Here is a 24821-nt window from a genome sequence, read left to right on the forward strand (position 1 = left end):
TATGCACGCCATATAACGCAACACAAAAACTACAGGGAGAAGCGATTATGCCGTCTTTTGACATTGTTTCCGAAATCGACATGCAGGAAGTGCGTAATGCCGTGGAAAATGCCAGTCGTGAACTGCAAACCCGTTGGGATTTCCGCAATATTCCTGCCAGCTTCGATCTCAATGAAAAAAATGAGAGTATTAAAGTGGCCAGCGAATCAGATTTTCAGGTGAACCAGCTGGTGGATATTCTGCGTGAGAAGTTAGCCAAACGTGGCATTGAAGGCGGGGCGTTGGAAATTCCGGAGCAGATGGAGCACAGCGGTAAAACTTACAGTGTTGAAGCAAAATTGCATTCCGGCATTGAATCCACGCTGGCGAAGAAAATCGTCAAGCTGATCAAAGACAGTAAGATTAAAGTGCAGGCGCAGGTTCAGGGTGACGAAGTTCGTGTCACTGGCAAAGCGCGTGATGATTTACAGGCTGTGATGGCACTCATCCGTAACGGCGATTTAGGCCAGCCGTTCCAGTTCAAAAACTTCCGCGACTGATAGCCGTCGTTCTTTGAGCGGCAGATGTGTTGACCGTATTCAGTAACCCGAATCACTTACTCCGGTAAGCGCATCGGGTTCCTTCATTTGCCGCCTTCCTGCCGCTCAAATTACCTGGCTCTCTGGCAATTAACATGGGAACGCATTGCGTCCCTTTTTTGTGGGTTACTTGCGCTGGCGTAGTCTTTTCACCAGCTCGAAATCTTTAAAGTAAACAGGTTTGTCATACTGCATCGACAGGTTCCCGGCGATCCCGGTCAGGATCGACATGGCACCGGCGCGATGATCGGCTGCACGTTTTAACGGATCCTCTTTGCGCTCGCCGAACAAGTCTTCCAGCATCGCATTATCACCGCCGCCGTGACCACCTTCTCCCAGCTGGAATTGTGCCTTCCAGGGTTCGGCAAATAACGGATAAACCGTGATTTCCGCTTTTTCAATGCTGCCTTCTTTTTCGCGTTTCCCACCTGCGTTAACGTAAGACATCTCGACAATTTTCATTTCAATGCGTCCCCGGGTGCCGTTAAACACCACGTTCAGCCCTTCCCATGGCAGATATGCATTCAGTGAATAGGTCAGTTGCACCTTGTTCTGATATTTCACCAGCACCGATAACGTATCTTCAATATTGATGCCCTCGCTGAATACACTCTGATCACGGAAGTAGTTATCTTCGTGTTCCGCATCCAGATACAGCGCTTTAAGCTGGGCATTATTTGCCATATGCAGTGCAAACGGATCATTTTGTGCCTGTGTGTAGCCATGCGCACGCGGATAAAATTCTGTCATGCCGCGTTTCTCAGCATTCTCTTTACCGTAAAACCGCAGGTCACCCTGGGCGTATACTTTTTCCGGCGTACTGTTCAGCCAGAAGTTCATCAGGTCAAAATGATGGGTGGATTTATGCACCAGCAGGCCGCCGGAATTGCGTTTTTCACGGTGCCAGCGACGGAAGTAATCTGCACCATGTTCGGTATTGAGCAGCCATTCAAAATGAACTGACAGCACTTCGCCGATAGTATCCTGCATCAGCAGTTCGCGTATTTTGCTGTGATGCGGCGCGTAGCGGTAATTGAACGCCACACGCACCTGATAACCGGTGGCATCGACCGCATCCAGAATACGCAGCGCCCGGTGTTCATCAATGGTCATCGGCTTTTCAGTAATGACGTCGCAACCGGCGTGCAGGGCGCGGACGATGTAATCATCATGCGTGCGGTCCATGCTGGTGACAATCACGATATCCGGTTTGGTTTCGTCGAGCATCGTATTGAAACCGGCCGCTTTCCAGGTCGGTACCCGGGCGACGCCACTTTGCTCAAGCTGGCGGTTCGCATAATCCATTCGCGTCTGGTTTGTATCACAGAAAGCCACAAATTTTGCATTGTGGCGGTATTTGCCAGTGATCGCTTCAATGTATAAACCCGAGCGACCGCCGGTGCCAACGAGAGCATATGTTTTCATGAGATCCTCAAAAGGCCCGAAAGCCGTCATCACTGACAAAATTTTTGTTAAGGAATTCCTGAGGATAATGATTACTGAGGTTTTTTAAGTGAGGGGAGTCACGCGGCAGAGATAAAAGTGAAACGCTGTGCCAGTTTGCCAGCACAGCGTGTTTTTGTCAGGAGGGCAATCAGGCCGCGCTGACCAGTTGTTCGAGCGCTTTACGGTTAGTCTGTTTGGTATCCACTTTCACATAGGCACTGAATTCTTCCGGTACGACAACGGCTTCAGCCACACCTGGCTGTGCAAGGATCCGCGCCTGCAAGGCGGAATCTTTCACTGCCAGTTCAGATAAGGTGATACGCAGGCTACTGACATACGGCGGTTCAGTCATAGTAGAACTAACCAGCAACCAGACGACGGCAATTGCCGCACATACCAGGAATACTGTACCGGCACCGGCGTGTCCGTAAACATAACCGCCTAAACTGCCACCAATTGCTACCCCGATGAACTGGCTGGTGGAGTAAAGTCCCATTGCCGTGCCTTTATAGCCTGCGGGAGATTCTTTACTGATTAGCGAGGGTAAAATCGCCTCCATCACGTTGAAGGCCAGGAAGAACAACTGGATACCGGCGATGACTGCCCATAAATGCAGGCCAGCAGCCCACAGCACGATTTCAGCCAGCAGCAACACCATCACGCAACCCATGAATACCTGTTTCATGTGGCGCTTTTTCTCGGCGTAAACGATCACCGGAATGACGGCAACGAAAGATGTCAGCATGGTGATCAGATACACCCGCCAGTGTTCACTCGGCGGGAAACCTGCATGTTCCATCACTTGCGGCAACACCACGAAACTCGACATCAGTAACACGTGAAGACACAGGATGCCGAAGTTCAGCTTCAGCAATTTAGCGTTACTCAGCACTTTACCGAAGCTGCCTTTCACCATGCTCGATTCACGGTTCAGGATGTGCGTGGCAGGGGAGGGCACCACGGCCACGGTGATGATGATACCGAGAATGGTCAGCGCCGCGATCGCCCAGAACAAGGCGTGTAAGCCCCAGGCGTGGGTGATGATCGGGCCGAGAACCATTGCAATCGCAAAGGTAATACCGAAACTGATGCCGATAAACGCCATCGCTTTGGTACGGTTTTGCTCGCGGGTCAGGTCAGAAAGCAGGGCCATCACGGCAGCTGCAATTGCGCCAGAGCCTTGCAAGGCACGACCTATGATCACGCCCCAGATAGATTCGGTGGAAGCAGCCACAATGCTGCCGATACAGAAGATGACCAGACCAAAGACGATCAGTGGTTTGCGGCCAACACGGTCAGAAAGCAGGCCAAACGGGATTTGGAAAACAGCTTGTGCCAGTCCGTAAATACCGATGGCGATGCCGATCAGTGTTTCGCTGGCGCCGGACAGTTTCATGCCATAAGTGGTCAGCACCGGCAGCACCATGAACATGCCGAGCATGCGCAAAGAAAATACAGTCCCTAGTCCCCATGTAGCCCGACTTTCCTGCGGGGTCATCTGGTTATCGTTCACATTACTACCTCAAAATAACAATCCGACATTTTAATGATTAAGCCGGCTTGGGTAAAACGATGGATCTTTAGCAGATATTACGAAATTTGCCCGTCAGAGTGAGCAAAAGAAAAGGCCAGTATTGCTACTGGCCTTTAGCTGTGATTTCAGCGGGTTACACTGAACGTGTGCGTTACCAAACGTACGTCAGCAATGATGTCGGGGCAGAATTAAAATCCACGGACATCATGAAGCTCAGCGACATGATAGTGATGATGGAGAAACCAAACAGCTTCCTCGCCCACAGCACATCGTTTTCCGTTTTGTAACCCTTCAGTGCCATACCCAGCCACCAGATACTCACAGCGGCGGCGACAATCAGGTATTTATAACCTGCATAACCGCTCAGGGTCAGCATCAGTGTCGCAATCATAAAGGCCAAAATATAGACGATAATATGATGCTTGGCGACAGAAATGCCTTTCACCACTGGCAGCACCGGGATGCCCGCAGCCTGATAATCCTTGAAGCGGAAGATGGCAATCGCGTACGAATGCGGCATCTGCCACAGGCTGAAAATCAGAAGCAGGATCAGGGCACCGGTATCGAACTGGCCTGAAACGGCACAATAACCGATAACCGGTGGCGCTGCGCCAGATAAGCTGCCGATCAACGTGCCGTATACCGAGTTGCGTTTCATGTACAGGCTGTAAATGCCGACATAAACCACAAAGCCCATCACTGCCAGCCACATCGCCAGCGGATTTGCTCCGATATACAACAACGCAAAGCCCGCAATACCCAGAATGGTCGCGTAAACCAGGCTTGTTTTCGGCGGAATAAGCCCTTTCACCAGGACCCGGTTCTTCGTTCTTTCCATGATCCGGTCGATGTCGCGGTCGATAAAGTTGTTAAATACACAACCCGATGCGACCACCAGCGAAACACCGACCAGTGTGGCGAGAAAGAGTGGGAAGTCGATGCTGCCTTTGGCAGCAAGGAGAAATCCCCCGATGACAGAAATTAAGTTGCCGAAAATAATTCCTGGTTTCGTTACTTGCAGGTATTGCTTAATCATCACGTGCAGCTCGGCTCTTTAACTGACCATCATATTGAGGTTGAGGTTATACATAATCCACAATGAGCCCACAACAACGATAAAGATAATCACAGCGGTGAACAGAAGCGCCACCAGGTTCCAGCGCTCTTCCGACGACGTATTCATGTGCAGGAAGAACACTAAATGGACAACGATCTGGATGATGGCGGAAGCAACCACGGTACCCAGAATCAGTGAATGTGATGCCGTGTCGGTCATGACCATGGCAAACGGGATCACCGTCAGGATAACCGACAAGATGAAGCCAATAGCGTATGACTTCAGGCTGCCGTGGCTTGCGCCACCATGGGAAGTAGCAGAATGACTCATTACATCGCTCCCATCAGATAAACAACGGTAAACACGCAGATCCACACCACGTCAAGGAAGTGCCAGAACAGGCTCAGACACATCAGACGGGTTTTGTTAACTTCCGTCAGACCGCGACGTGAAACCTGAACCATCATCGTCAGGATCCAAATCAGACCACAGGTCACGTGCAGACCGTGGGTGGCGACCAGTGCAAAGAAGCCAGACAGGAAACCACTGCGTTGCGGGCCATAGCCTTCAGCAATCAGGTGATGGAATTCATAGAGTTCCATCCCGATGAAGCCTAAACCGAACAGGAATGTCAGGAACAACCAGCCGTTAACAGCGGCTTTGTTGCCTTTGTTCATGCCCAGCATGGCAAAGCCGTAAGTGATACTACTGAACAGCAGGCAGAAGGTTTCTACCAGCACGAACGGCAGTTCAAAAATGTCTTTACCAGAGGGACCGCCAGCGGTCCCGTTTACCAGCACTGCATATGTCGCGAACAGGCTCGCAAACAAAATGCAGTCACTCATCAGGTAGATCCAGAAGCCGAAGACTTTGGTTGCACCTGCATCGTGGTGCCCATGCTCAGCATGGGCCTCATCGTGGTGAGTCAGAGTATCAGTTGCCATGTTTCACACCTGCTTTACGGATTTGTTCATAATGTTGGTTTTCAATACGTTCCACTTCTTCAACTGGCACGTAGTAATCAACATCTTCGTCGAAGCTTTTCGCAATCCAGGTCGCAGCCAGGGCAATGAAGCTCACTGCAGCCAGCCACCAGATATCCCAGATTAAGGCGAAACCACAAACCAGACTCAGCATAGCGATGATGAAACCGGCGCCGCTGTTACGTGGCATATGAATCGGTTCATATTTAGCAGGCTGCTTGTAAGCGGTACCTTTCTCTTTCATGTCCCAGAACTCATCGCGGTCGTGAATTTGCGGCACGATGGCGAAGTTGTAGAACGGAGGAGGAGAAGATGTTGACCACTCCAGAGTACGTGCGCCCCACGGGTCGCCGGTCAGATCACGGTTCTGGTCGCGGTCGCGAACGGAAACGAAGATCATGATCAGCTGGCAGAGGATACCGCAGGCAATCAGTGCAGCACCGCATGCCGCAACAACCAGCAGCGGGTGGAACTCAGGGTCGATGTTCTGGCTGACACGACGGGTCATGCCCATGAAGCCCAGTACGTACAATGGCATGAATGCAACGAAGAAGCCGATGATCCAGAACCAGAATGAACGCACACCCCATTTTTCGTTCAGCGTGAAGCCGAAGGATTTAGGGAACCAGTAAGTCAGACCTGCGAAGCAACCGAAGACCACACCACCGATAATAACGTTATGGAAGTGGGCAATCAGGAACAGGCTGTTGTGCAGCACGAAGTCAGCACCCGGAACCGCCAGCAGAACGCCGGTCATACCACCTACAGAGAAGGTGATGATGAAGCCAACAGTCCACAACATCGCCGCGTTAAGCGTGATACGGCCCTGATACATGGTGAACAGCCAGTTGAAGATTTTTACCCCGGTCGGGATAGAAATGATCATCGTCATGATGCCGAAGAAGGCATTGACGTTAGCGCCTGAACCCATGGTGAAGAAGTGGTGCAGCCAAACGATGAACGACAACACGGTGATGGCGATGGTTGCCCATACCAGCGAGGTGTAACCGAACAGACGTTTTTTGGAGAAGGTCGCGGTCACTTCCGAGAACACACCGAATACTGGCAGAACCAAAATGTACACTTCCGGATGGCCCCAGGCCCAAATCAGGTTGATGTACATCATCATGTTGCCGCCCATATCATTCGTGAAGAAATGGGTGCCCAGATAACGGTCTAAAGTCAGCAGTGCAACAGTCACGGTCAGAATCGGGAAGGACACGATAATCAACACGTTGGTGCACAGTGCGGCCCAGGTAAATACCGGCATTTTCATCAGCGGCATACCCGGTGCGCGCATCTTCAGGATGGTCGCAAAGAAGTTAACACCGGTCAGCAAGGTACCGACACCGGATATCTGGAGACTCCAGATCCAGTAATCTACCCCGACCCCCGGACTGTATTCCTTACCTGACAGTGGCGGATAAGCTAACCAGCCGGTCTGTGCGAACTCACCCACACCCAGAGAGATGTTGATCAGCACAACAGCCGCGGCGGTAAACCAGAAGCTCACGTTGTTCAGGAACGGGAACGCAACGTCGCGCGCACCGATTTGCAAAGGAACAACCACGTTCATCAGACCGATTACGAAAGGCATCGCCATGAAGAAAATCATGATCACGCCGTGCGCGGTAAAGATTTGGTCGTAGTGATGAGGGGGGAGGAAGCCCGGCTCGCCCGCAGAGGCAAGGACCTGCTGGCTACGCATCATGATGGCATCGGCAAAACCACGCAAAAGCATGACGAAGGCCAGAATGATATACATGATACCTAATTTTTTGTGGTCGACGGAGGTCAGCCACTCGGTCCACAGATACTTCCACTTACCGAAATAGGTGATGCCGGCAACGACTGCCAGACCACCGATAATAATTGCGGCAACTGTGACCATGATAATCGGTTCATGATACGGAACCGAATCAAGCGTTAATTTTCCGAACATCTTTTATTCCTCGGCTCCGGCTGCGTGAGACTGTCCACCCATATCCATGCCTTTCATGTCAGCGCCTGCAGGTATTGGCATGGTATGACCTTCCGGCGCTGCCTTCATGTCATGCATGGAGTATTTGCCAATGATTTCTTTAAACAAACCAGGTTTTGCAACAGAGAAGTATTCGACCGGGTTGTCGATGCTCTGTACAGCCAGTTTGTTGAAGTCATCAGTTGTCGCCAGCTGATTCGGTGCACTTTTCACTTTCGCTACCCAGGTGTCGAAATCGGCACGGGTTGGAGTCGCAATTGTGTTGAACTTCATACCTGAGAAGCCGCGGCCGCTGAAGCTTGCTGAAATGCCTTTATACGTACCCGCTTCATTTGCAATCAAATGCAGCTGAGTTTGCATACCGGCCATCGCATAAATCTGCCCGCCTAACTGAGGAATGAAGAACGAGTTCATCACAGAGTCTGAAGTGACTTTGAACTGAACAGGCACATCTTTAGGAATAACCAGTTCGTTAACGGTCGCGATGCCCTGTTCTGGATAAATGAACAACCATTTCCAGTCCAGAGAAACGACTTCAACCGTCATCGGTTTTTGGTCAGTCACAATTGGCTTGAACGGATCAAGCGAGTGGGTGGTTTTCCAGGTAATCGTTGCCAGGATGGCAATGATAATAATTGGAACTGTCCAGACGACGGCTTCAATTTTGTTGGAGTGGGACCAATCAGGACTGTATTTTGCTTTTGTATTGGAAGCGCGATACTTCCAGGCAAAGGCAAACGCCATGATAATAACTGGTATAACAACGATCAGCATTAAACCGATAGCGGTTAAAATCAGCGTTCTCTGCTCAAGTCCAATTGCTCCCTTGGGATCCATCAATGCCGTATTGCAACCGCTCAACATTACTGCGGAGGCAAATAAGGACAACATCCCAATACTTTTATTGTATTTCTTAAGTCTCATCTAACGACCTCAATAACTAGGGCTCTATTGTCGCTTCAGGTGTGCGGGCATTTTACGGGAAGGTTGCAGGACTGTAAACACGCTTAAACAAGTGTCAAAGCGCTGTTGACACTTTATGTTAACGCAGTCACACATGTCACGGAACGTGACAATTTACAGTCGGCAACAATATGTTGCGTATGGATTTTTTTCTATAGTGATGAAAAACAAGGAGTGACAGATTTTGACATTATAATTACCGTGCGATATCGCATCGGTAGGTTTAATTAATGTTAAATTAATGTAGACAGCAGGTGAAATAAAAGCACAAAAAGCACGAAAGAAAATTATCCCTGAAAATATTATTTTTTCTGGATTTAATTTATTGCCTCATATGTAGAGATAATTTGTTAAATGAAATACGCCATTCATTTCGAATGAATGGCGGTAAATCAGGCACGTGCAGTACGGCGCAGAGATAAAAAATCGAGCAGGCTGCCTAAAATAACGCCAGTCAGGCAAATGATGGCACCCGCTTGTAACAGGATTGTCGCCAGACTTTGCCAGGATGCCCATCCGGCACTGTCGATTATCAGCGTGAGCAGCCAGAGTACCAATAACACGCTGCCCGTCAGCATGCAACGTAACGCCCAGCGGTACGGGGCGGCGAAGTGAATGCGTGGCAGGAAAGCCTCTGTTTTTTGAGTGTATTCAAGAGTCTGCCGGCAAACTGCAAGCAGTAACAAGCCGGGTATAGCGGCCACAATCGAGAAAAGATAAAACCAAGGCCAGCCGTAAGCTTCAACGAACCATCCGGCAATCGGCCCGACATATACGCGTCCCACGGCAGACAATGCTGAAAGCAGCGCAAACTGGGTGGCAGAGAATGACCGATTACACAGTGTCATGAGCAACGCCACGAATGCAGCTGTCCCCATACCGCCACACAGGTTCTCAAAGAAAATCGCCGCGCCCATGGTGGTTAAATCTTTATCGGTAATGGCCAGGATCCAGTAACCGGCGTTGGAAACAGCCTGTAAAATCCCGAACAACATGAGTGCGCGGAACATGCTCAGACGCTGCATTAACATTCCGCCAAATAAGGCGCCGATAATCGTTGCCATCAGCCCGAGCGTTTTATTTACCAGCCCGACCTCCCCGGCATCAAAGCCAACGCCACGGATTAAAAATGTTGTACTCAGGCTACCTGCAAAGGCATCGCCCATTTTGTACATGACGATAAGCAGCAAAATCAGCCAGGCATTGTTGCGGCCGAAAAAATCTTTAAGCGGGGAGATAACAGCCATCTCAATACTGCGAGGCGCGGGTTGGGCGTTTTGAGGTTCCGGTGCTAACAGGGTAGCGAGAACGCCTATCAGCATCAGACCCGCCATCAGCCAGTACATATGCTGCCAGCCGAGATACCGGTCAGCCAGCCATAACGCCAGTCCCCCTGAGACCAGCATCGCCAGACGGTAACCCAGGACCGACACGGCGGCACCATTTCCGCGTTCTTCCGGTGGCAGTACATCGGTTTTATACGCGTCGAAAACGATGTCCTGCGACGCCGAGGCGAAGGCGATCAGTACGGCCAGCGCAGCCAGCCAGAATAAGTCTTTTGAGGGATCCATAAATCCCATCGCGAAAATCGCCACGACCAACAGCAACTGCGTCAGGATCAGCCATCCTCGTCTGCGCCCGAGAAAAGAGGGGGTATAGCGATCCATCATCGGCGACCATAAGAATTTAAACACGTAGGCCTGACCTACCAGCGAAAAAATACCGATGGTTTTCAGGTCGACATTTTCGACCGTCATCCACGCTTGCAATGTGCCGGACGTCAGCGCCAGGGGTAAACCGGAAGCGAAGCCCAGAAGCAATAAAATGACCGTATTGCGTTGCGTGAAAATTTTAAAGTACTGACTGATCATGAAAATTGTGTTCCTGCGAACCGTTGAGAGAGTGGCGCACATGCATAATAAAGGAAGGGATACATTTCAGGAAAGATAATCGCTGGCTGTAAAAAGCATTCTGCCCGGACGAGCCGGGCAGAATTCATCATGTAAACTTCAGCTGAACTTAACGGGCGTTTGCTTTGATGAAGTCGCTGATGCTGGTATCTGACGCCATGTCACTGATGACATCGCCTAGTGTGGTGTTAACGGCATTGGTGATTTTTGCGTTAGTCGCAGACAGTGCACCCTGAACGTTATACGTCGAGCGGTAGTTTTTTACCTGCTTGCTGCCGTTTTTCGCCGTCGCGATGATAGAAATATCGGCTTTGGTGGTGATGTTATAACGCAGGTTCCCTTCCTGAACGTCAGCATACAGTTTGTTCACCACAATTTGCAGATCAACGGCACCGTCAGCACCGACCATGTAGCCCCGGGCAGTCATTTGCTTCTCCAGAGATTCCTGCAGCAGGAAGCGAAGATCACGTGACGGGGTCAGGGAAATCAGCTGACCATCGCGGTTCACTTTCGCCAGTGCCTGATCCTGACGCTGGTCAGCACCATTAATGCTGATAGTAATCCCCTGCAGGGTAGGATCCTGGGAAGGCAGAACAATTTTCGGGGAAACATCCAGCGTGTTAGTGCTGGTAGCGCAACCCGCCAGCATAAAGAGCGCCAGAACAGGGAAAATAATTTTCTTTAGCATGTGTATTTTCTCAATATTAATAAGGGAATAGTGCTCAAAAATTTGCCGACATCATAACATTGCCATTTGCCGGGGGAAGTCCCAACAATCCGGAAAAATGTGTTTTTCGCGTTTTTTTTCAGCAAAGTCACAGTAAAGCGGCGAACGGCTGACGTCATCCGTGGCTAAGCGGCACTTTATTTGACAGACTGAGCGGCATTTTTATCAATCCGCAGCAGAAATTTATTCTTCTGGTGTGCATAGAATCTGGAAAGCCGCCTATCATTATAAAAGGATAGGGGTACCAGACAGGCGCAGTTCTCTGCTGATGCGGTGTAAGGAGATTGCTATGATTCGTGAGCAAATAGAAGCAAAATTAGTTGAAGCATTCGAACCTGCGTTTCTGGAAGTGACTGACGAAAGCTATCGTCATAATGTCCCGGCAGGCTCTGAGAGCCATTTTAAAGTGGTCATGGTGTCCGATAAGTTTATCGGGGAGCGTTTCCTGGCGCGCCATCGAGCCATCTACGGGAAATTAACCGAGGAGCTGGCAGGCAGTGTACATGCGCTGGCTTTGCACACGTATACCTTGAAAGAATGGGAAGGCTTACAGGATACGGTACCGGCTTCACCGCCATGTCGTGGTGCGGGCACAATGGCCTGACAGTGGCGATCTGATTCACAAAAGGCATAAATATCGGCATTTGACACGGTAAAACTGGAACTTTCCTTGTCAGATGCGGTATTAGTAGGTGCGAATTTCAAGAAACGGCCTGCGGGCCGTTTTTGTTTTTCTTCTGACGGACTGACGGCAAGAGGTTTGTGCCTCTGAAATGACCGCATTTTTCGAAGGATCGAGTCCCGTGTGAGTTTCCCTCCCGCGCATCAGAGACCGTCCTCGACTCAATGCGTATGCGCCGCTATAATGTCGCGTCTAATTTTTCCGGAATGGTTTCGGACGCTCTCGAATACAGGGCTACGTTCTGATACAGAACTGTCCCGGTTCTTAGAAGTCGTTTTCAAGGTAAGTTTGCGCTCATCTTGAGAACGACTTCTGGAGTTGACCGAGCACTGTGATTTTTTTTTGAGGTAACAAGATGCAAGTTTCTGTTGAAACCACTCAAGGCCTTGGGCGCCGCGTAACGATTACTGTTCCTGCTGAAAGCATTGAAAAAGCAGTGAGCAGTGAACTGATCAACGTCTCTAAAAAAGTACGTATTGACGGCTTCCGTAAAGGCAAAGTACCCAGCCATATCATCGAACAGCGTTACGGCGCATCAGTACGTCAGGACGTACTGGGTGATCTGATGCAACGCAATTTCGTTGATGCGATCATCAAAGAAAAAATCAATCCAGCTGGCGCACCTAACTATATCCCGGGTGAGTACAAGCAGGGTGAAGACTTCAACTTCTCCGTAGAATTTGAAGTGTACCCGGAAGTTGAGCTGAAAGATCTGGAAAACATCGAAGTTGAAAAACCGGTTGTTGAAGTTAACGACGCTGATGTTGACACCATGCTGGAAACTCTGCGTAAGCAACAAGCGGACTGGAAAGAAACTGATGCTGCTGCCACTGCTGAAGACCGCGTAACTGTTGATTTCTCCGGTTCTATTGACGGTGAAGAATTCGAAGGCGGTAAAGCTTCTGATTTCGTACTGGCTATGGGCCAGGGCCGCATGATCCCAGGCTTCGAAGACGGTCTGGTTGGTCACAAAGCCGGTGAAGAATTCACTATTGACGTGAACTTCCCGGAAGATTACCACGCTGAAAACCTGAAAGGTAAAGCGGCTAAGTTTGCTATTACCCTGAAGAAAGTTGAACAACGTGAGCTGCCAGAGCTGACGCCAGAATTCATCAAACGTTTCGGCGTGGCTGATGGTTCTGTAGAAGGTCTGCGCGCTGAAGTGCGTAAAAACATGGAACGCGAGCTGAAAGGTGCTGTTCGTAACCGCATCAAAACTCAGGCAATTGACGGTCTGGTCAGCGCTAACGAAATCGACGTGCCATCTGCATTGATCGACGGCGAAGTGGATGTTCTGCGTCGTCAGGCTGCACAACGTTTTGGCGGCAACGAAAAACAAGCGCTGGAACTGCCACGCGAATTGTTCGAAGAGCAAGCTAAGCGTCGTGTCGTTGTCGGTTTGCTGCTGGGCGAAGTCATCAGCCAGCACGAACTGAAAGCTGATGAAGATCGCGTTAAAGCGCTGATCGAAGAAATGGCATCAGCGTACGAAGATCCACAAGAAGTGGTTGAGTTCTACAGCAAAAATAAAGAGCTGATGAACAACATGCGTAACGTCGCGCTGGAAGAACAAGCGGTCGAAACTCTGTTGTCTAAAGCGAAAGTGACCGAAAAGGCCACGACTTTTACTGAGCTGATGAACCAGACTCAACCTGCATAATTTTAATACACATTGCTGAACCTGTTTACAGGTTTGCTTCCAAAGCCCGCAGTTTTTACTGCGGGCTTTTTATTTCCTGAAAATCAGGTATTTTTGTTTTTGACTGTTGTTTTTGCACTATATTTATCAATATAAGGCACAGCCGACGTAGAAACCGTTGACCGCCCCCCTCAGGATGGTTTTTTACGGAGCCTGGGGCGCGTCAAAAAAAGAAATGTCCCTGCAGGCTTGAAAAAGGGGGCAATTTCCCCCATTGATAAGAACTAACCCAGGTAAATTTGTACTTAAAATCTGACTGATAAACACCGTCAGGCGTGTAAATGGCGACTTGGCCGCTTGAGCATAGTCATGTGTGCCTATCTCAAGTAGAATTGATGTTAAATAGCGCCAAACAGAATCTATTAGGAGACGGTTATGTCATACAGTGGTGAAAGAGAGCAATTTGCACCAAACATGGCGTTGGTACCCATGGTGGTTGAGCAAACTTCACGGGGCGAGCGTTCATACGACATCTTCTCCCGTCTGCTTAAGGAACGTATCATCTTCCTGACCGGTCAGGTCGAAGACCATATGGCTAACCTGATTGTTGCCCAGATGCTATTCCTGGAAGCAGAAAGCCCGGAAAAAGACATTTATTTGTATATCAACTCACCGGGTGGCGTGATCACTGCCGGTATGTCGATTTATGACACCATGCAGTTTATCAAACCAGATGTCAGCACGATTTGTATGGGACAAGCATGTTCAATGGGTGCATTCCTGCTGACAGCCGGGGCTGAAGGCAAACGTTTTTGCCTGCCAAACTCACGGGTAATGATCCACCAGCCACTGGGTGGTTTCCAGGGTCAGGCGACAGATATCGAAATCCACGCTAAAGAAATCCTGAAAGTGAAATCTCGTATGAATGAACTGATGGCGAAACATACGGGAAAATCTCTTGAAGAAATAGAGCGTGACACTGAGCGTGATCGTTTCCTGTCCGCTGATGAGGCTGTACAGTACGGGTTAGTAGACTCCGTATTTACCCATCGCGCCTGACGGCTTATTTCTGCCGGGCTGATGGTCTATAGTTATACTCATACGGTCGTCTCAACGGCAGAGCTTGAGCCACTAAAGCTCTGCTGAAATGAGTCATAACAGGAATGAACAGACATCAGCCAAACAAACATGCGGCTGTTGTGTAATATAGTGGTGTCGTGGTGTTATTGTTACGCTGCGGGACTGATACCAGAGAAGAGGTTTACTGATGACAGATAAGCGCAAAGACGGTTCAGGAAAGCTGCTGTACTGCTCTTTTTGCGGCAAAAGCCAGCATGAAGTTCGTAAGCTGATTGCCGGGCCGTCAGTGTATATCTGCGATGAATGTGTCGATTTATGTAATGACATTATTCGCGAAGAGATCAAAGAAGTCGCGCCACACCGTGAACGCAGTGCACTACCGACGCCGCATGAAATCCGTCAGCACCTTGACGATTATGTTATCGGCCAGGAACCTGCGAAAAAAGTGCTGGCAGTGGCGGTCTATAATCACTACAAGCGCCTGCGTAATGGCGATACCAGCAACGGTATCGAATTAGGTAAGAGCAACATTCTGCTGATCGGGCCGACCGGTAGTGGTAAAACGCTGCTGGCTGAAACCCTGGCACGTTTCCTGGATGTGCCATTTACGATGGCCGATGCGACCACCCTGACCGAAGCCGGTTATGTGGGGGAAGACGTCGAAAATATCATTCAGAAACTGCTACAGAAATGCGATTACGATGTTCAGAAAGCGCAACGCGGTATTGTTTATATCGATGAAATCGACAAGATTTCCCGCAAATCGGACAACCCATCGATCACGCGTGACGTGTCCGGTGAAGGTGTTCAGCAGGCGCTGTTGAAACTGATTGAAGGCACGGTGGCTGCCGTTCCACCGCAAGGCGGACGCAAGCATCCACAGCAGGAATTCCTGCAGGTTGATACCTCGAAAATTCTGTTTATCTGTGGCGGTGCTTTTGCCGGCCTGGATAAAGTCATCGGACAGCGTATCAATACCAATACCGGTATCGGTTTCGGTGCCGAAGTGAAAGGCAAAGAGCAGAAAGCGACGGAAGGTCAGTTACTGGCTCAGGCAGAACCTGAAGATTTGATCAAATTTGGTCTGATCCCAGAGTTCATTGGCCGTCTGCCTGTGGTGGCGACCCTGAGTGAGCTGAATGAAGAAGCTCTGATTCAGATTCTGAAAGAGCCGAAAAATGCGCTGACTAAGCAATATCAGGCATTGTTCAATCTGGAAGGCGTTGAACTGGAATTCCGGGACGAAGCACTGACGGCGATCGCGAAAAAAGCCATGGTCCGTAAAACCGGGGCACGCGGTCTGCGTTCCATTGTGGAAGCTGCATTGCTGGATACTATGTATGATCTGCCATCTCTCGAAGATGTCGAGAAAGTGGTTATTGATGAATCCGTGATTGCGGGTCAGTCAGAACCTCTGATGATTTATGGCAAACCAGAAGCGCAACAAGCATCTGGCGAATAATTAGCCAATCTATCCAGAGAGTTAGCCACGAAATGGGGGATTTTGTCCCCCATTTTTTTTTCGCACATTCTTATCGTTGAATGTCGGACATTCATCCCCATATACTCAGTTAACGACTTGCTGAAACCCGTCTGACTCGTGTTTCACGAGATTTCCTTAACCTGGCGGAAGCTAAACTAAGAGAGAGCTCTATGAACCCTGAGCGTTCTGAACGCATAGAAATCCCCGTATTGCCTCTGCGCGATGTGGTGGTTTATCCGCACATGGTGATCCCGTTGTTTGTTGGCAGGGAAAAATCGATACGATGCCTCGAAGCCGCGATGGATCACGACAAAAAAATCATGCTGGTGGCCCAGAAAGAAGCCTCAACAGATGAGCCGGGCGTTAACGATCTCTTCTCCGTGGGTACGGTTGCCTCAATATTACAAATGCTGAAGCTCCCGGACGGCACGGTCAAAGTGCTGGTGGAAGGGTTACAACGCGCGCGTATTACGACACTTTCTGACAGTGGCGAGCATTTTGCTGCCCAGGCGGAATACCTGGAATCTCCGGCTGTGGATGAACGCGAGCAGGAAGTTCTGGTGCGGACTGCGATTAATCAGTTTGAAGGTTACATCAAACTGAACAAAAAGATCCCGCCGGAAGTGCTGACTTCGCTCAACAGCATTGAAGACGCTGCACGTCTGGCTGATACCATCGCTGCACATATGCCACTGAAACTCGCTGACAAACAATCTGTGTTGGAAATGTTTGATATCACCGAGCGTCTGGAATATCTGATGGCGATGATGGAATCGGAAATTGACCTGTTGCAGGTTGAGAAACGCATTCGCAATCGTGTCAAAAAACAGATGGAAAAAAGTCAGCGTGAGTACTATCTGAACGAGCAAATGAAAGCGATTCAGAAAGAACTCGGTGAAATGGATGACACACCTGACGAACACGAAGCGCTGAAACGCAAAATCGAAGCGGCCAAAATGCCGAAAGATGCGCGTGAAAAAACCGAAGCTGAGCTGCAAAAACTGAAAATGATGTCGCCGATGTCCGCCGAGGCCACGGTTGTCCGTGGTTATATCGACTGGATGCTTCAGGTGCCATGGAATGCCCGCAGCAAAGTTAAAAAGGACTTGCGCAAAGCACAGGAAGTTCTGGATACCGACCATTATGGTCTGGAGCGTGTCAAAGACCGCATTCTGGAATATCTCGCTGTGCAGAGTCGTGTCAGCAAAATTAAAGGGCCTATCCTCTGTCTGGTGGGGCCTCCGGGCGTGGGTAAAACCTCACTGGGTCAGTCAATCGCACGCGCGACTGGCCGTCAGTATGTGCGAATGGCGCTGGGTGGCGTACGTGATGAAGCGGAAATCCGCGGTCACCGTCGTACCTATATCGGTTCCATGCCGGGCAAACTGATCCAAAAAATGGCTAAAGTAGGGGTTAAAAACCCGCTGTTCCTGCTTGATGAGATCGACAAGATGTCATCGGATATGCGTGGCGATCCGGCCTCTGCCTTGCTGGAAGTCTTGGATCCGGAACAAAACGTGGCGTTCAACGATCACTATCTGGAAGTCGATTATGATCTATCAGATGTGATGTTTGTGGCGACCTCTAACTCCATGAATATCCCGGCTCCGCTGCTGGACCGTATGGAAGTGATTCGTCTTTCCGGTTATACCGAAGACGAAAAATTGAACATCGCCAAACAGCATCTGTTACCGAAGCAGCTTGAACGCAATGCGCTTAAGCAGAACGAACTGACTGTGGATGACAGCGCAATCATCGGTATTATCCGTTTCTATACCCGTGAAGCGGGTGTACGTAGTCTGGAACGTGAATTGTCGAAACTGTGCCGTAAAGCGGTTAAGCAATTGCTGATGGATAAAGACACCAAGCATATTGAAATCAACGGCGACAACCTGAAAGATTTCCTGGGTGTGCAGAAGGTCGATTATGGCCGTGCTGATACCGAAAACCGTGTAGGTCAGGTTACAGGTCTGGCGTGGACCGAAGTGGGTGGCGAACTGCTGACCATCGAAACGGCCTGCGTACCGGGCAAGGGTAAGCTGACTTATACCGGTTCTCTGGGGGAAGTCATGCAGGAATCTATTCAGGCCGCGCTGACGGTTGTCCGTTCACGTGCAGACAAACTGGGTATTAACCCTGACTTCTACGAAAAACGTGATATTCACGTTCACGTACCAGAAGGGGCAACGCCAAAAGACGGTCCGAGTGCGGGTATTGCTATGTGTACCGCGCTGGTGTCTTGTCTGACAGGCAACCCCGTTCGTGCAGATGTTGCGATGACCGGTGAAATCACGCTGCGTGGTCTGGTTCTGCCAATTGGTGGTCTGAAAGAAAAACTGCTGGCAGCCCATCGTGGCGGCATTAAAGTGGTTCTGATCCCGGACGACAATAAACGTGATCTGGAAGAAATTCCGGCAAACGTGCTGGCAGATCTTGAGATCCACCCGGTAAAACGCATTGATGATGTTCTGAACATTGCACTGCAAAATCCGGCCTACGGCGCATTGCCGGTGGCAGCAAAATAGTGACTTCAGCTTACACAGTTGAATAAAACTGAGGCTGGCAGGTGAAATCTCACTTGCCAGCTTTTTTTTGTGCCGTTAACTTAGTCAACGGTCATAGAGTTTCAGGCTGCTTTCAGTCGCTTGCATCGCTCTGACAAGATTGATATAACAGCAGCGCGGTCACGTCCGTAGGGAAAATGCGCCGTGATGAACGAATTTTAAGAGGGGATGATAAGAGTGAATAAGTCACAATTGATCGACAAAATTGCTGCAGGCGCTGATATTTCTAAAGCCGCAGCGGGACGTGTTTTAGATGCTGTTCTTGCATCTGTCACTGACACCCTGAAAGCTGGGGATGAAGTAGCTCTGGTTGGTTTTGGGACTTTCTCTGTGCGCGAACGTTCAGCACGTACTGGTCGTAACCCACAGACCGGTAAAGAAATCAGCATTGCAGCGGCTAAAGTGCCTGGCTTCCGTGCAGGTAAAGCGCTGAAAGATGCCGTTAACGGTTAATTACCCGCAGACTGACGTCGAAACTGTGTGAAGCGTATCACTGATGCTTTTTCATTCAGGTCTGGTTGTTAAACAATAACCTGACGTCATCGGGCTGGTAAGGTAAGATATAAGGCGCATCGAAAACGGTGCGCTTTTTTTATTACAGCGGAGTGTTGCCACACTATGATGGACAATTTACGCGCGGCCGCCAATCACGTCGTGCTCAAAATCATTCTGGCCCTGATTATTCTGTCCTTTATTTTGACAGGGGTGGGCAACTACCTGATCGGCGGTTCAGGCGACTATGCAGCGAAAGTGAATGGTCAGGAAATAGGACGTGCTCAGCTGGAACAGGCAGTTCAAAACCAGCGTAGCCGTTTGCAACAGCAGCTTGGAGATCAATTCTCTGCGCTTGCGGGCAGCGACGGTTATATGCAGCAATTACGCCAGGAATCCCTGAGCAATCTGATTGACGTCACGTTGCTGGATCAGTATTCCAAAAAATTAGGCATTACCGTCAGCGATCAGCAGATCAAAGACGCGATTATTGCCACCCCGCAATTCCAGACTGACGGGCGTTTCGACAACGCTAAATATCTGCAAAGCATCCAGGGTATGGGATACACCGCCGATAATTTTGCGCAGCTGATGAAACAACAACTCATCAGTCAGCAGCTGGAACAGGCCTATGGCCGGTCCGATTTCGTTCTGCCTGTGGAAAGCAAATCATTGGGTGAGCTGATTCTTCAGAGCCGTGATGTGCAGACTGCCACAGTGGATACCGATGCACTGGCAGCTAAACAGCAGGTCACTGATGCTGAATTGCAGGCATTCTACGATCAGAACAAGAACAACTTCCTCTCGCCTGAACAGGTGAAAGTCAGCTACATCGAAATGGATGCAGCGGCCATGCAGGGGAAAACAGATGTGTCGGATGCGGATATCAGCGCTTATTACGACCAGCATAAAAGCGAATTTGGTCAGCCTGAACGACGTCGCTACAGCGTTATTGTCCTGAAATCTCAGGCTGATGCTGATGCTGTGGCCGCCGAGCTGAAAAAAGGCACCGATTTCGCGGCGCTGGCTAAGTCTAAATCGACCGACACCCTGAGTGCAAAACAGGGGGGGGATCTGGGCTGGATGGAACCTGAAACCACGTTACCCGAATTTAAAAATGCCAATCTGACTACGAAAGGTCAGGTTTCCGGTGTGATTAAATCTGACAGCGGCTTCTTCATTCTGCGCCTTGATGATGTGACGCCTGAGCAGGTCAAACCGTTAGCTGACGTTCGCAACACGATTGCAGACAAGCTTAAACAAGAGAAATCACTGGATGCTTACTACGCGCTGCAACAGAAAGTCAGCGAAGCGGCAACCAATGACAACGAATCTCTGGCCTCAGCTGAAGAAGTTGCCGGTACGAAAGCGGTTCATACTGACTGGTTCACCCAAAATCAAATCCCGGCAGGTATTAATTTTAAACCTGTCGTACAGGCGATTTTCGACGGTGGCCTGATTGGTCAGGACGGTTCTCCGGGCAGTAACTCAGACATTATTACCGTTGATGGTGACCGGGCCTTTGTGGTTCGCGTGGATGCGCATAAAGCTGAAGGGGTCAAACCTTTCGCTGACGTGAAAGATCAGGTTACGACGCTGGTGAAGCGGCAGAAAGCACAGGATCAGGCGCGGATGGAAGGCGAGAAATTACTGACCGCGTTGAAAGATGGCAAAGGCGATGATGCCATGAAAGCTGCTGGCCTGACATTTGGCGCAGTCCAGAAAGTACAACGCAGCCAGCAACCTTCCGCATTCGAAGAAAACGTCTACGCGCTGCCTCATCCTCAGAAAGACAAGCCGGTTTATGGCCTGACTCAGGACGATAAAGGCAACAGCGTACTGGTCAAACTGAATGCGGTGACGCCAGGCACCCTTCCTGACGCCGATGCAGTACGTTTTAATCAGGAAATGCAACAGACCTCCTCGAATGTGACTTTTGATGCGCTACTGACCAACCTGCGCCAGGAAGCGAAAATTAAATACGGTTCTGCTGCACAAAACCAGTAAACGCCGCAAAGTTTTGCAACGCGTTGCAACAAACAAAAGGCCGCTTCCGCGGCCTTTTCCACATTTGAAAGTTGCCCATTGTCCGCTTTCTTTGCCTGATGCACTCTCTCCGTGCTGTCAAACACATGGAGGATACAGCATGAAAAAATTAGGCATTACCTCACTTTCGTTAGCGCTGGCGCTGGGGCTTTCTACACTACCTGTAATGTTGCAAGCCGCTCCCAATGCGACCAGTAGCGTGGCGACCACGGCGCCGGCACCGGCGACGGCAGCCAGCAAAAACACTGGCCCGCAAGTGAAAAAGGAGCAAGTAGCCGTCACCGATGAAGGTACCGTAAGCATCAACACAGCGACGGCGGAAGAATTTGCCAGCGTGATGAACGGCGTCGGTATGAAAAAGGCGCAAGCCATTGTCAGTTACCGCGAAGAGCTGGGGAAATTTACGGATATTGAACAACTGCGTGAGGTGCCGGGGATCGGCGCCGCATTGTTTGAGCGTAACAGGGACCGTCTGAAATTGTGACGGATGTCGCGGCGGTGATCCCTTAACGGTTGCCGCCGTTTTCTTCTGCTAATCTCTAAAGACATCTGACCAGTTTGGTCGTATACCTCAGACGACTATCAGGAGTTTTTTAACGATTATGCATACGTTCATTAAAGTTCGCGGTTTTCACATTGATGTTTATCAACACGTAAATAATGCGCGTTATCTGGAGTTTCTTGAAACGGCGCGCTGGGAGTGGCTCGACAATCAGTCGGGTTTCCAGTGGATGAGCCAAAACAAGATTGCTTTCATTGTGGTGAATATCAACATCAACTACCGAAAACCGGCCGTACTGGGCGACGTTCTGCGTATAGACAGCAGCTTGCAGCAACTGAACGGACGCAGCGGTGTTCTCGAGCAGGTTGTTACCTGTGAAGGTGAAGTGGTTGCGGATGCGACGCTGACGTTCGTATGTATCGATTTGCGCACGCAAAAAGCGCTGCCGCTGGAAGGGGAATTGCTCGAACGGTTACGTGAACTGGAACTGGAAAACGATTAACCTTTTCGCTTTATACATAATAACTGCCGCGCGGAAAGAACAAACAGACGGGCGGTTTGTAAGCCGCCCGTTACCGAAAGTCAGTCACTGCAACACCACAACCCTAATACTAGCGCAGCCCGGTTTTATTCTTCATGTTACTCATCACGCCCGCTTGATCCTGCATGTACTGTTGCAAGCCATTGGCGCGCAAATGGCATGCTGCACACTCACCGCAGCCATCACCGGCAATGCCGTTGTAGCAGGTTAACGTTTTATGGCGAACCAGATCCAGTTGCTGATAATAATCAGCCAGTGCCCAGGTTTCGGCTTTATTAAGCCACATTAACGGAGTCTCGAAGCGAACATCGCGTGCCAGACCCAGTGAGACGGCGGCATTCAGCGCCTTAACAAATTCATCACGACAATCCGGATAACCGGAGAAGTCAGTTTCACACACACCGGTGATCACCGCTTCTGCCTGGATCTGATAGGCATAAATGGCTGCCAGTGTCAGAAATAGGATATTCCGGCCGGGAACGAATGTACTCGGCAGGCCGCCGTTACTTTCATCATTAAAGTTTGGCACCGGAATATTATCGCGGGTCAGGCTGCTGACAGCCAGTTCGTTTAACAAACCGACATCCAGCAGTTTGTGGGCACGAGCGCCCAGTTCCACAGACAGTTTTTGTGCGATCTCAATTTCTGCACGATGACGCTGACCATAATCGAAAGTAACGCAGTGGACTTCGTCATATTGCTGCAGAGCCTGAATCAGGCAGGTTGTTGAATCTTGTCCGCCGCTAAAAACCACCACTGCTCTTTTCATTAAGATTACCTGTTGTTAAAACCATTATCTAAAACCTACTGCGCACCGGGCAGTAAAATTGCCCTAATGTTACTTTCCTTTCCCTTCAGAGTGTAGTGAAACAGCTCCTTCAGGTACTTTCCGTTGGCAGTGGCGGCGGAACCCATGCCTGACAAAAATCGAACCAGCCCCATGCGGTGAGTTGCACTCCGCTGATGCGCGGTGGTGCGCTGACCTGATACTGATAGTTAAACAATGGCGTGACGATGGCTGATTGCATCCATTGAAAAAAATGATCGCGCAGTTCGTCCGAGCGATGATTTTCCAGCGGAATTTGCTGGATAGCGCTAAGGCGTTGTTGCTGGCGGCCATAATCTTCTTCACGCAGAATTCCCGGCCAGAGCGGATCTTGCTGTAACCAGTTTTCCAGTGAAGCATCAGGGGATTCGCCAATCAGGCGATCACCGAGAAGCAGGTCAGCCGAGTCCAGCCGTGCATCATCTTCCCATAGTCGCCCGGCATGATACTTAATCTCCAGTGCACAACCTTCTTCCGCCAGCTTTTTCCGGAGCGCCTTCGCCACCAGCTCGAATTCAACCGGCGGGTGAAACAGTAATGTCAGTTTTGCAGGCAGCGGAACATCCGCATCATCGTGCAAAGGTATTGGCCAGCCAGGCAACATTTCCTTGCTGGCTTTCACCAGATCATGATCGATAGGTAAATTATCCAGCATGCCGCTGCGCTGAATAATACGGACGATTTTACGTGCCTGAGCCTCATTTAACACGCCACGTTTAAGATTGGCAGCGATGTAGCAAAATCCCAGGCTGGTACTGCGTCTGACGGGTTTCACACGCGATAATTCATCCTGTTCCCCCAAAATGATCCGCACAGGATGCTGGCAACTGACGTTGCTCTTCTGCGCAAACAGTTGCGGCGTGATCCAAAATTCGATAGCTGCCAGATAAGGGTGCTGCAAGGCGTACAACGTATGTTGTTCCAGCCTGAGAAGTTCGGGCGAAAAGGTAGTCAGGCGAAAAGGGCCTGCACCGATATGCGGGTTATCAGGATGCGATAACAAGCAGTTCAGGTCGGCAAACCGGTGCGCCAGCCAGTAATCAGGTTTATCGAGTTCAAACTGCAGGCACAGTGCGTGCGGCTGTGACAATTTGCTCACGGATGCCAGATTATGTTTACCGCGCGGCGAATTTCTCAGTTGTTCAAAACGCGCCATCAATTGCGCCGTTTTAAGGGGTTCACCGTTATGCCAGAACAACTGGCTGCGCAGGAAAAACTGCCAGGTTTTGCCGTTATTACTGAGTTGCCAGTGATGAGCAAGATCGGGCTGAGGGGTTGAATTTCCCGGAATAAAACGCGTCAGCCCTGCATGAATAGTATGGGCAAGATGCTGCTCAGCGCGACCGGTCAGTGTCAGTGGATCCAGCGGCTGGAGAGGGCGATAGTAAGGAATGCGCAGTGTGGGCGCATCCTCCTGCCATTGTCCGCCCAAATGCGGTGCGAGCAATGCATTGAGATGGCTCGGATCCAACTGACTAAGTTGCAATGCGGCCGAATGTTCGCCATTTTTCAGCAGTGCCTGCAGATAGGCTCCCCGCAGATCTTCAGGTGTTCTCAGGCAACAGAGCGAGGCGCGTTTCCCGCGGCCGGCTTGCGATTGCCAGTCAATCCAGCCCGCATCCTGAAAATGTGCCAACAGTGTACGGGTATGCCGTTCACTGCAGCAGAATACCTCTGCCAGTTCTGCCACGGTAAACTGAACCGGATGTTGTCCGGTCTTCAGGTATAAACGCTGGAACTGATTTAGCCGGTTTTGCAGGCGCACGATAAACAGGAAGCCTTATTTT

General features: G+C 50.1%; 21 protein-coding genes. 10 read left to right on the top strand and 11 right to left on the bottom strand.

Annotated elements, in window-relative coordinates; genetic code table 11:
* Positions 1-47: 47 nt before the first annotated feature.
* Positions 48-539 carry a YajQ family cyclic di-GMP-binding protein gene (locus ACOZIO_RS11415; protein WP_129952845.1) on the top strand — a complete coding sequence of 164 codons (492 nt, stop codon included), beginning with the start codon at positions 48-50 and terminating at the stop codon, positions 537-539.
* 165 nt (positions 540-704) lie between these two features.
* On the opposite strand, the gene ACOZIO_RS11420 is transcribed toward ACOZIO_RS11415, so the two are convergent.
* From ACOZIO_RS11420 to ACOZIO_RS11460, 9 genes are all read right to left on the bottom strand, one after another.
* The gene (locus ACOZIO_RS11420; protein ID WP_129952844.1) at positions 705-2003 is read right to left on the bottom strand and encodes a Gfo/Idh/MocA family protein; all 1299 of its coding nucleotides are present in this window, start codon (positions 2001-2003) and stop codon (positions 705-707) included.
* Positions 2004-2172: 169 nt separating this feature from the next.
* Entirely contained in the window at positions 2173-3537 is a 1365-nt protein-coding gene (locus tag ACOZIO_RS11425; RefSeq protein ID WP_129952843.1) for an MFS transporter, read from the bottom strand.
* 172 nt (positions 3538-3709) lie between these two features.
* Complete coding sequence (gene cyoE, locus ACOZIO_RS11430; RefSeq protein ID WP_129952842.1) at positions 3710-4594, bottom strand: heme o synthase; 885 nt, start codon at positions 4592-4594, stop codon at positions 3710-3712.
* 18 nt (positions 4595-4612) lie between these two features.
* Positions 4613-4945 (bottom strand): cytochrome o ubiquinol oxidase subunit IV, encoded by a 333-nt coding sequence (locus ACOZIO_RS11435; protein WP_013576648.1) that lies wholly within the window; start codon positions 4943-4945, stop codon positions 4613-4615.
* Complete coding sequence (locus ACOZIO_RS11440; protein ID WP_013576647.1) at positions 4945-5559, bottom strand: cytochrome o ubiquinol oxidase subunit III; 615 nt, start codon at positions 5557-5559, stop codon at positions 4945-4947. Before ACOZIO_RS11440 ends, ACOZIO_RS11435 begins: the two co-directional genes overlap by 1 nt.
* On the bottom strand, positions 5549-7540 hold the full coding sequence (gene cyoB / locus ACOZIO_RS11445) for a cytochrome o ubiquinol oxidase subunit I (protein ID WP_013576646.1): 1992 nt from the start codon (positions 7538-7540) through the stop codon (positions 5549-5551). The genes ACOZIO_RS11440 and cyoB overlap by 11 nt, the downstream gene beginning before the upstream one ends.
* 3 nt (positions 7541-7543) lie before the next feature.
* Positions 7544-8503, bottom strand: coding sequence for a cytochrome o ubiquinol oxidase subunit II (gene cyoA, locus ACOZIO_RS11450; protein ID WP_129952841.1), 960 nt, complete (start codon positions 8501-8503; stop codon positions 7544-7546).
* Positions 8504-8934: 431 nt separating this feature from the next.
* Positions 8935-10413 (bottom strand): muropeptide MFS transporter AmpG, encoded by a 1479-nt coding sequence (ampG, locus tag ACOZIO_RS11455; protein ID WP_129992085.1) that lies wholly within the window; start codon positions 10411-10413, stop codon positions 8935-8937.
* A gap of 148 nt (positions 10414-10561) precedes the next feature.
* A complete protein-coding gene (locus ACOZIO_RS11460) occupies positions 10562-11140 on the bottom strand; it encodes a lipoprotein (RefSeq protein WP_129952839.1) in 579 nt (192 codons plus the stop codon).
* Between the two features lie 328 nt (positions 11141-11468).
* Here ACOZIO_RS11460 and bolA point away from each other — a divergent pair, with 328 nt between their 5' ends.
* From bolA to ACOZIO_RS11505, 9 genes are all read left to right on the top strand, one after another.
* Positions 11469-11783 (top strand): transcriptional regulator BolA, encoded by a 315-nt coding sequence (gene bolA / locus ACOZIO_RS11465; protein ID WP_112151718.1) that lies wholly within the window; start codon positions 11469-11471, stop codon positions 11781-11783.
* Positions 11784-12216: 433 nt separating this feature from the next.
* Positions 12217-13521, top strand: coding sequence for a trigger factor (gene tig, locus ACOZIO_RS11470; RefSeq protein ID WP_129952838.1), 1305 nt, complete (start codon positions 12217-12219; stop codon positions 13519-13521).
* 414 nt (positions 13522-13935) lie between these two features.
* Complete coding sequence (clpP, locus tag ACOZIO_RS11475) at positions 13936-14559, top strand: ATP-dependent Clp endopeptidase proteolytic subunit ClpP (protein WP_013576640.1); 624 nt, start codon at positions 13936-13938, stop codon at positions 14557-14559.
* 208 nt (positions 14560-14767) lie between these two features.
* Positions 14768-16042: an ATP-dependent protease ATP-binding subunit ClpX gene (gene clpX / locus ACOZIO_RS11480; RefSeq protein WP_095924953.1), complete on the top strand. Its 1275-nt coding sequence runs from the start codon at positions 14768-14770 to the stop codon at positions 16040-16042.
* A 191-nt stretch (positions 16043-16233) separates the two neighbouring features.
* Positions 16234-18588: an endopeptidase La gene (lon, locus tag ACOZIO_RS11485; protein WP_129952837.1), complete on the top strand. Its 2355-nt coding sequence runs from the start codon at positions 16234-16236 to the stop codon at positions 18586-18588.
* Between the two features lie 216 nt (positions 18589-18804).
* Positions 18805-19080, top strand: a complete 276-nt coding sequence (hupB, locus tag ACOZIO_RS11490) for a nucleoid-associated protein HU-beta (protein WP_013576637.1) — start codon at positions 18805-18807, stop codon at positions 19078-19080.
* A gap of 165 nt (positions 19081-19245) precedes the next feature.
* Positions 19246-21126: a peptidylprolyl isomerase gene (ppiD, locus tag ACOZIO_RS11495; protein WP_129952836.1), complete on the top strand. Its 1881-nt coding sequence runs from the start codon at positions 19246-19248 to the stop codon at positions 21124-21126.
* A gap of 139 nt (positions 21127-21265) precedes the next feature.
* On the top strand, positions 21266-21649 hold the full coding sequence (locus ACOZIO_RS11500) for a ComEA family DNA-binding protein (RefSeq protein WP_129952835.1): 384 nt from the start codon (positions 21266-21268) through the stop codon (positions 21647-21649).
* A gap of 118 nt (positions 21650-21767) precedes the next feature.
* Positions 21768-22169 (top strand): YbgC/FadM family acyl-CoA thioesterase, encoded by a 402-nt coding sequence (locus ACOZIO_RS11505; protein ID WP_129952834.1) that lies wholly within the window; start codon positions 21768-21770, stop codon positions 22167-22169.
* Positions 22170-22278: 109 nt separating this feature from the next.
* Here the strand turns inward: ACOZIO_RS11505 and queC are convergent, their stop codons facing one another.
* Complete coding sequence (gene queC / locus ACOZIO_RS11510; RefSeq protein WP_129952833.1) at positions 22279-22977, bottom strand: 7-cyano-7-deazaguanine synthase QueC; 699 nt, start codon at positions 22975-22977, stop codon at positions 22279-22281.
* Positions 22978-23086: 109 nt separating this feature from the next.
* Positions 23087-24799 (bottom strand): SgrR family transcriptional regulator, encoded by a 1713-nt coding sequence (locus tag ACOZIO_RS11515; protein ID WP_421595282.1) that lies wholly within the window; start codon positions 24797-24799, stop codon positions 23087-23089.
* Between the last annotated feature and the right edge of the window lie 22 nt (positions 24800-24821).

Origin of the sequence: Rahnella sp. PD4, assembly GCF_049199325.1 — a bacterium.
Classification (GTDB): domain Bacteria; phylum Pseudomonadota; class Gammaproteobacteria; order Enterobacterales; family Enterobacteriaceae; genus Rahnella; species Rahnella perminowiae.

Coding starts and splice junctions, on each gene's coding strand:
- ACOZIO_RS11415 (WP_129952845.1), top strand. CDS start 48: ATGCCGTCTTTTGACATTGTTTCCGAAATCGACATGCAGGAAGTGCGT.
- ACOZIO_RS11420 (WP_129952844.1), bottom strand. CDS start 2,003: ATGAAAACATATGCTCTCGTTGGCACCGGCGGTCGCTCGGGTTTATAC.
- cyoE (WP_129952842.1), bottom strand. CDS start 4,594: ATGATTAAGCAATACCTGCAAGTAACGAAACCAGGAATTATTTTCGGC.
- ACOZIO_RS11435 (WP_013576648.1), bottom strand. CDS start 4,945: ATGAGTCATTCTGCTACTTCCCATGGTGGCGCAAGCCACGGCAGCCTG.
- ACOZIO_RS11440 (WP_013576647.1), bottom strand. CDS start 5,559: ATGGCAACTGATACTCTGACTCACCACGATGAGGCCCATGCTGAGCAT.
- cyoB (WP_013576646.1), bottom strand. CDS start 7,540: ATGTTCGGAAAATTAACGCTTGATTCGGTTCCGTATCATGAACCGATT.
- cyoA (WP_129952841.1), bottom strand. CDS start 8,503: ATGAGACTTAAGAAATACAATAAAAGTATTGGGATGTTGTCCTTATTT.
- ampG (WP_129992085.1), bottom strand. CDS start 10,413: ATGATCAGTCAGTACTTTAAAATTTTCACGCAACGCAATACGGTCATT.
- ACOZIO_RS11460 (WP_129952839.1), bottom strand. CDS start 11,140: ATGCTAAAGAAAATTATTTTCCCTGTTCTGGCGCTCTTTATGCTGGCG.
- bolA (WP_112151718.1), top strand. CDS start 11,469: ATGATTCGTGAGCAAATAGAAGCAAAATTAGTTGAAGCATTCGAACCT.
- tig (WP_129952838.1), top strand. CDS start 12,217: ATGCAAGTTTCTGTTGAAACCACTCAAGGCCTTGGGCGCCGCGTAACG.
- clpP (WP_013576640.1), top strand. CDS start 13,936: ATGTCATACAGTGGTGAAAGAGAGCAATTTGCACCAAACATGGCGTTG.
- clpX (WP_095924953.1), top strand. CDS start 14,768: ATGACAGATAAGCGCAAAGACGGTTCAGGAAAGCTGCTGTACTGCTCT.
- lon (WP_129952837.1), top strand. CDS start 16,234: ATGAACCCTGAGCGTTCTGAACGCATAGAAATCCCCGTATTGCCTCTG.
- ppiD (WP_129952836.1), top strand. CDS start 19,246: ATGATGGACAATTTACGCGCGGCCGCCAATCACGTCGTGCTCAAAATC.
- ACOZIO_RS11500 (WP_129952835.1), top strand. CDS start 21,266: ATGAAAAAATTAGGCATTACCTCACTTTCGTTAGCGCTGGCGCTGGGG.
- ACOZIO_RS11505 (WP_129952834.1), top strand. CDS start 21,768: ATGCATACGTTCATTAAAGTTCGCGGTTTTCACATTGATGTTTATCAA.
- queC (WP_129952833.1), bottom strand. CDS start 22,977: ATGAAAAGAGCAGTGGTGGTTTTTAGCGGCGGACAAGATTCAACAACC.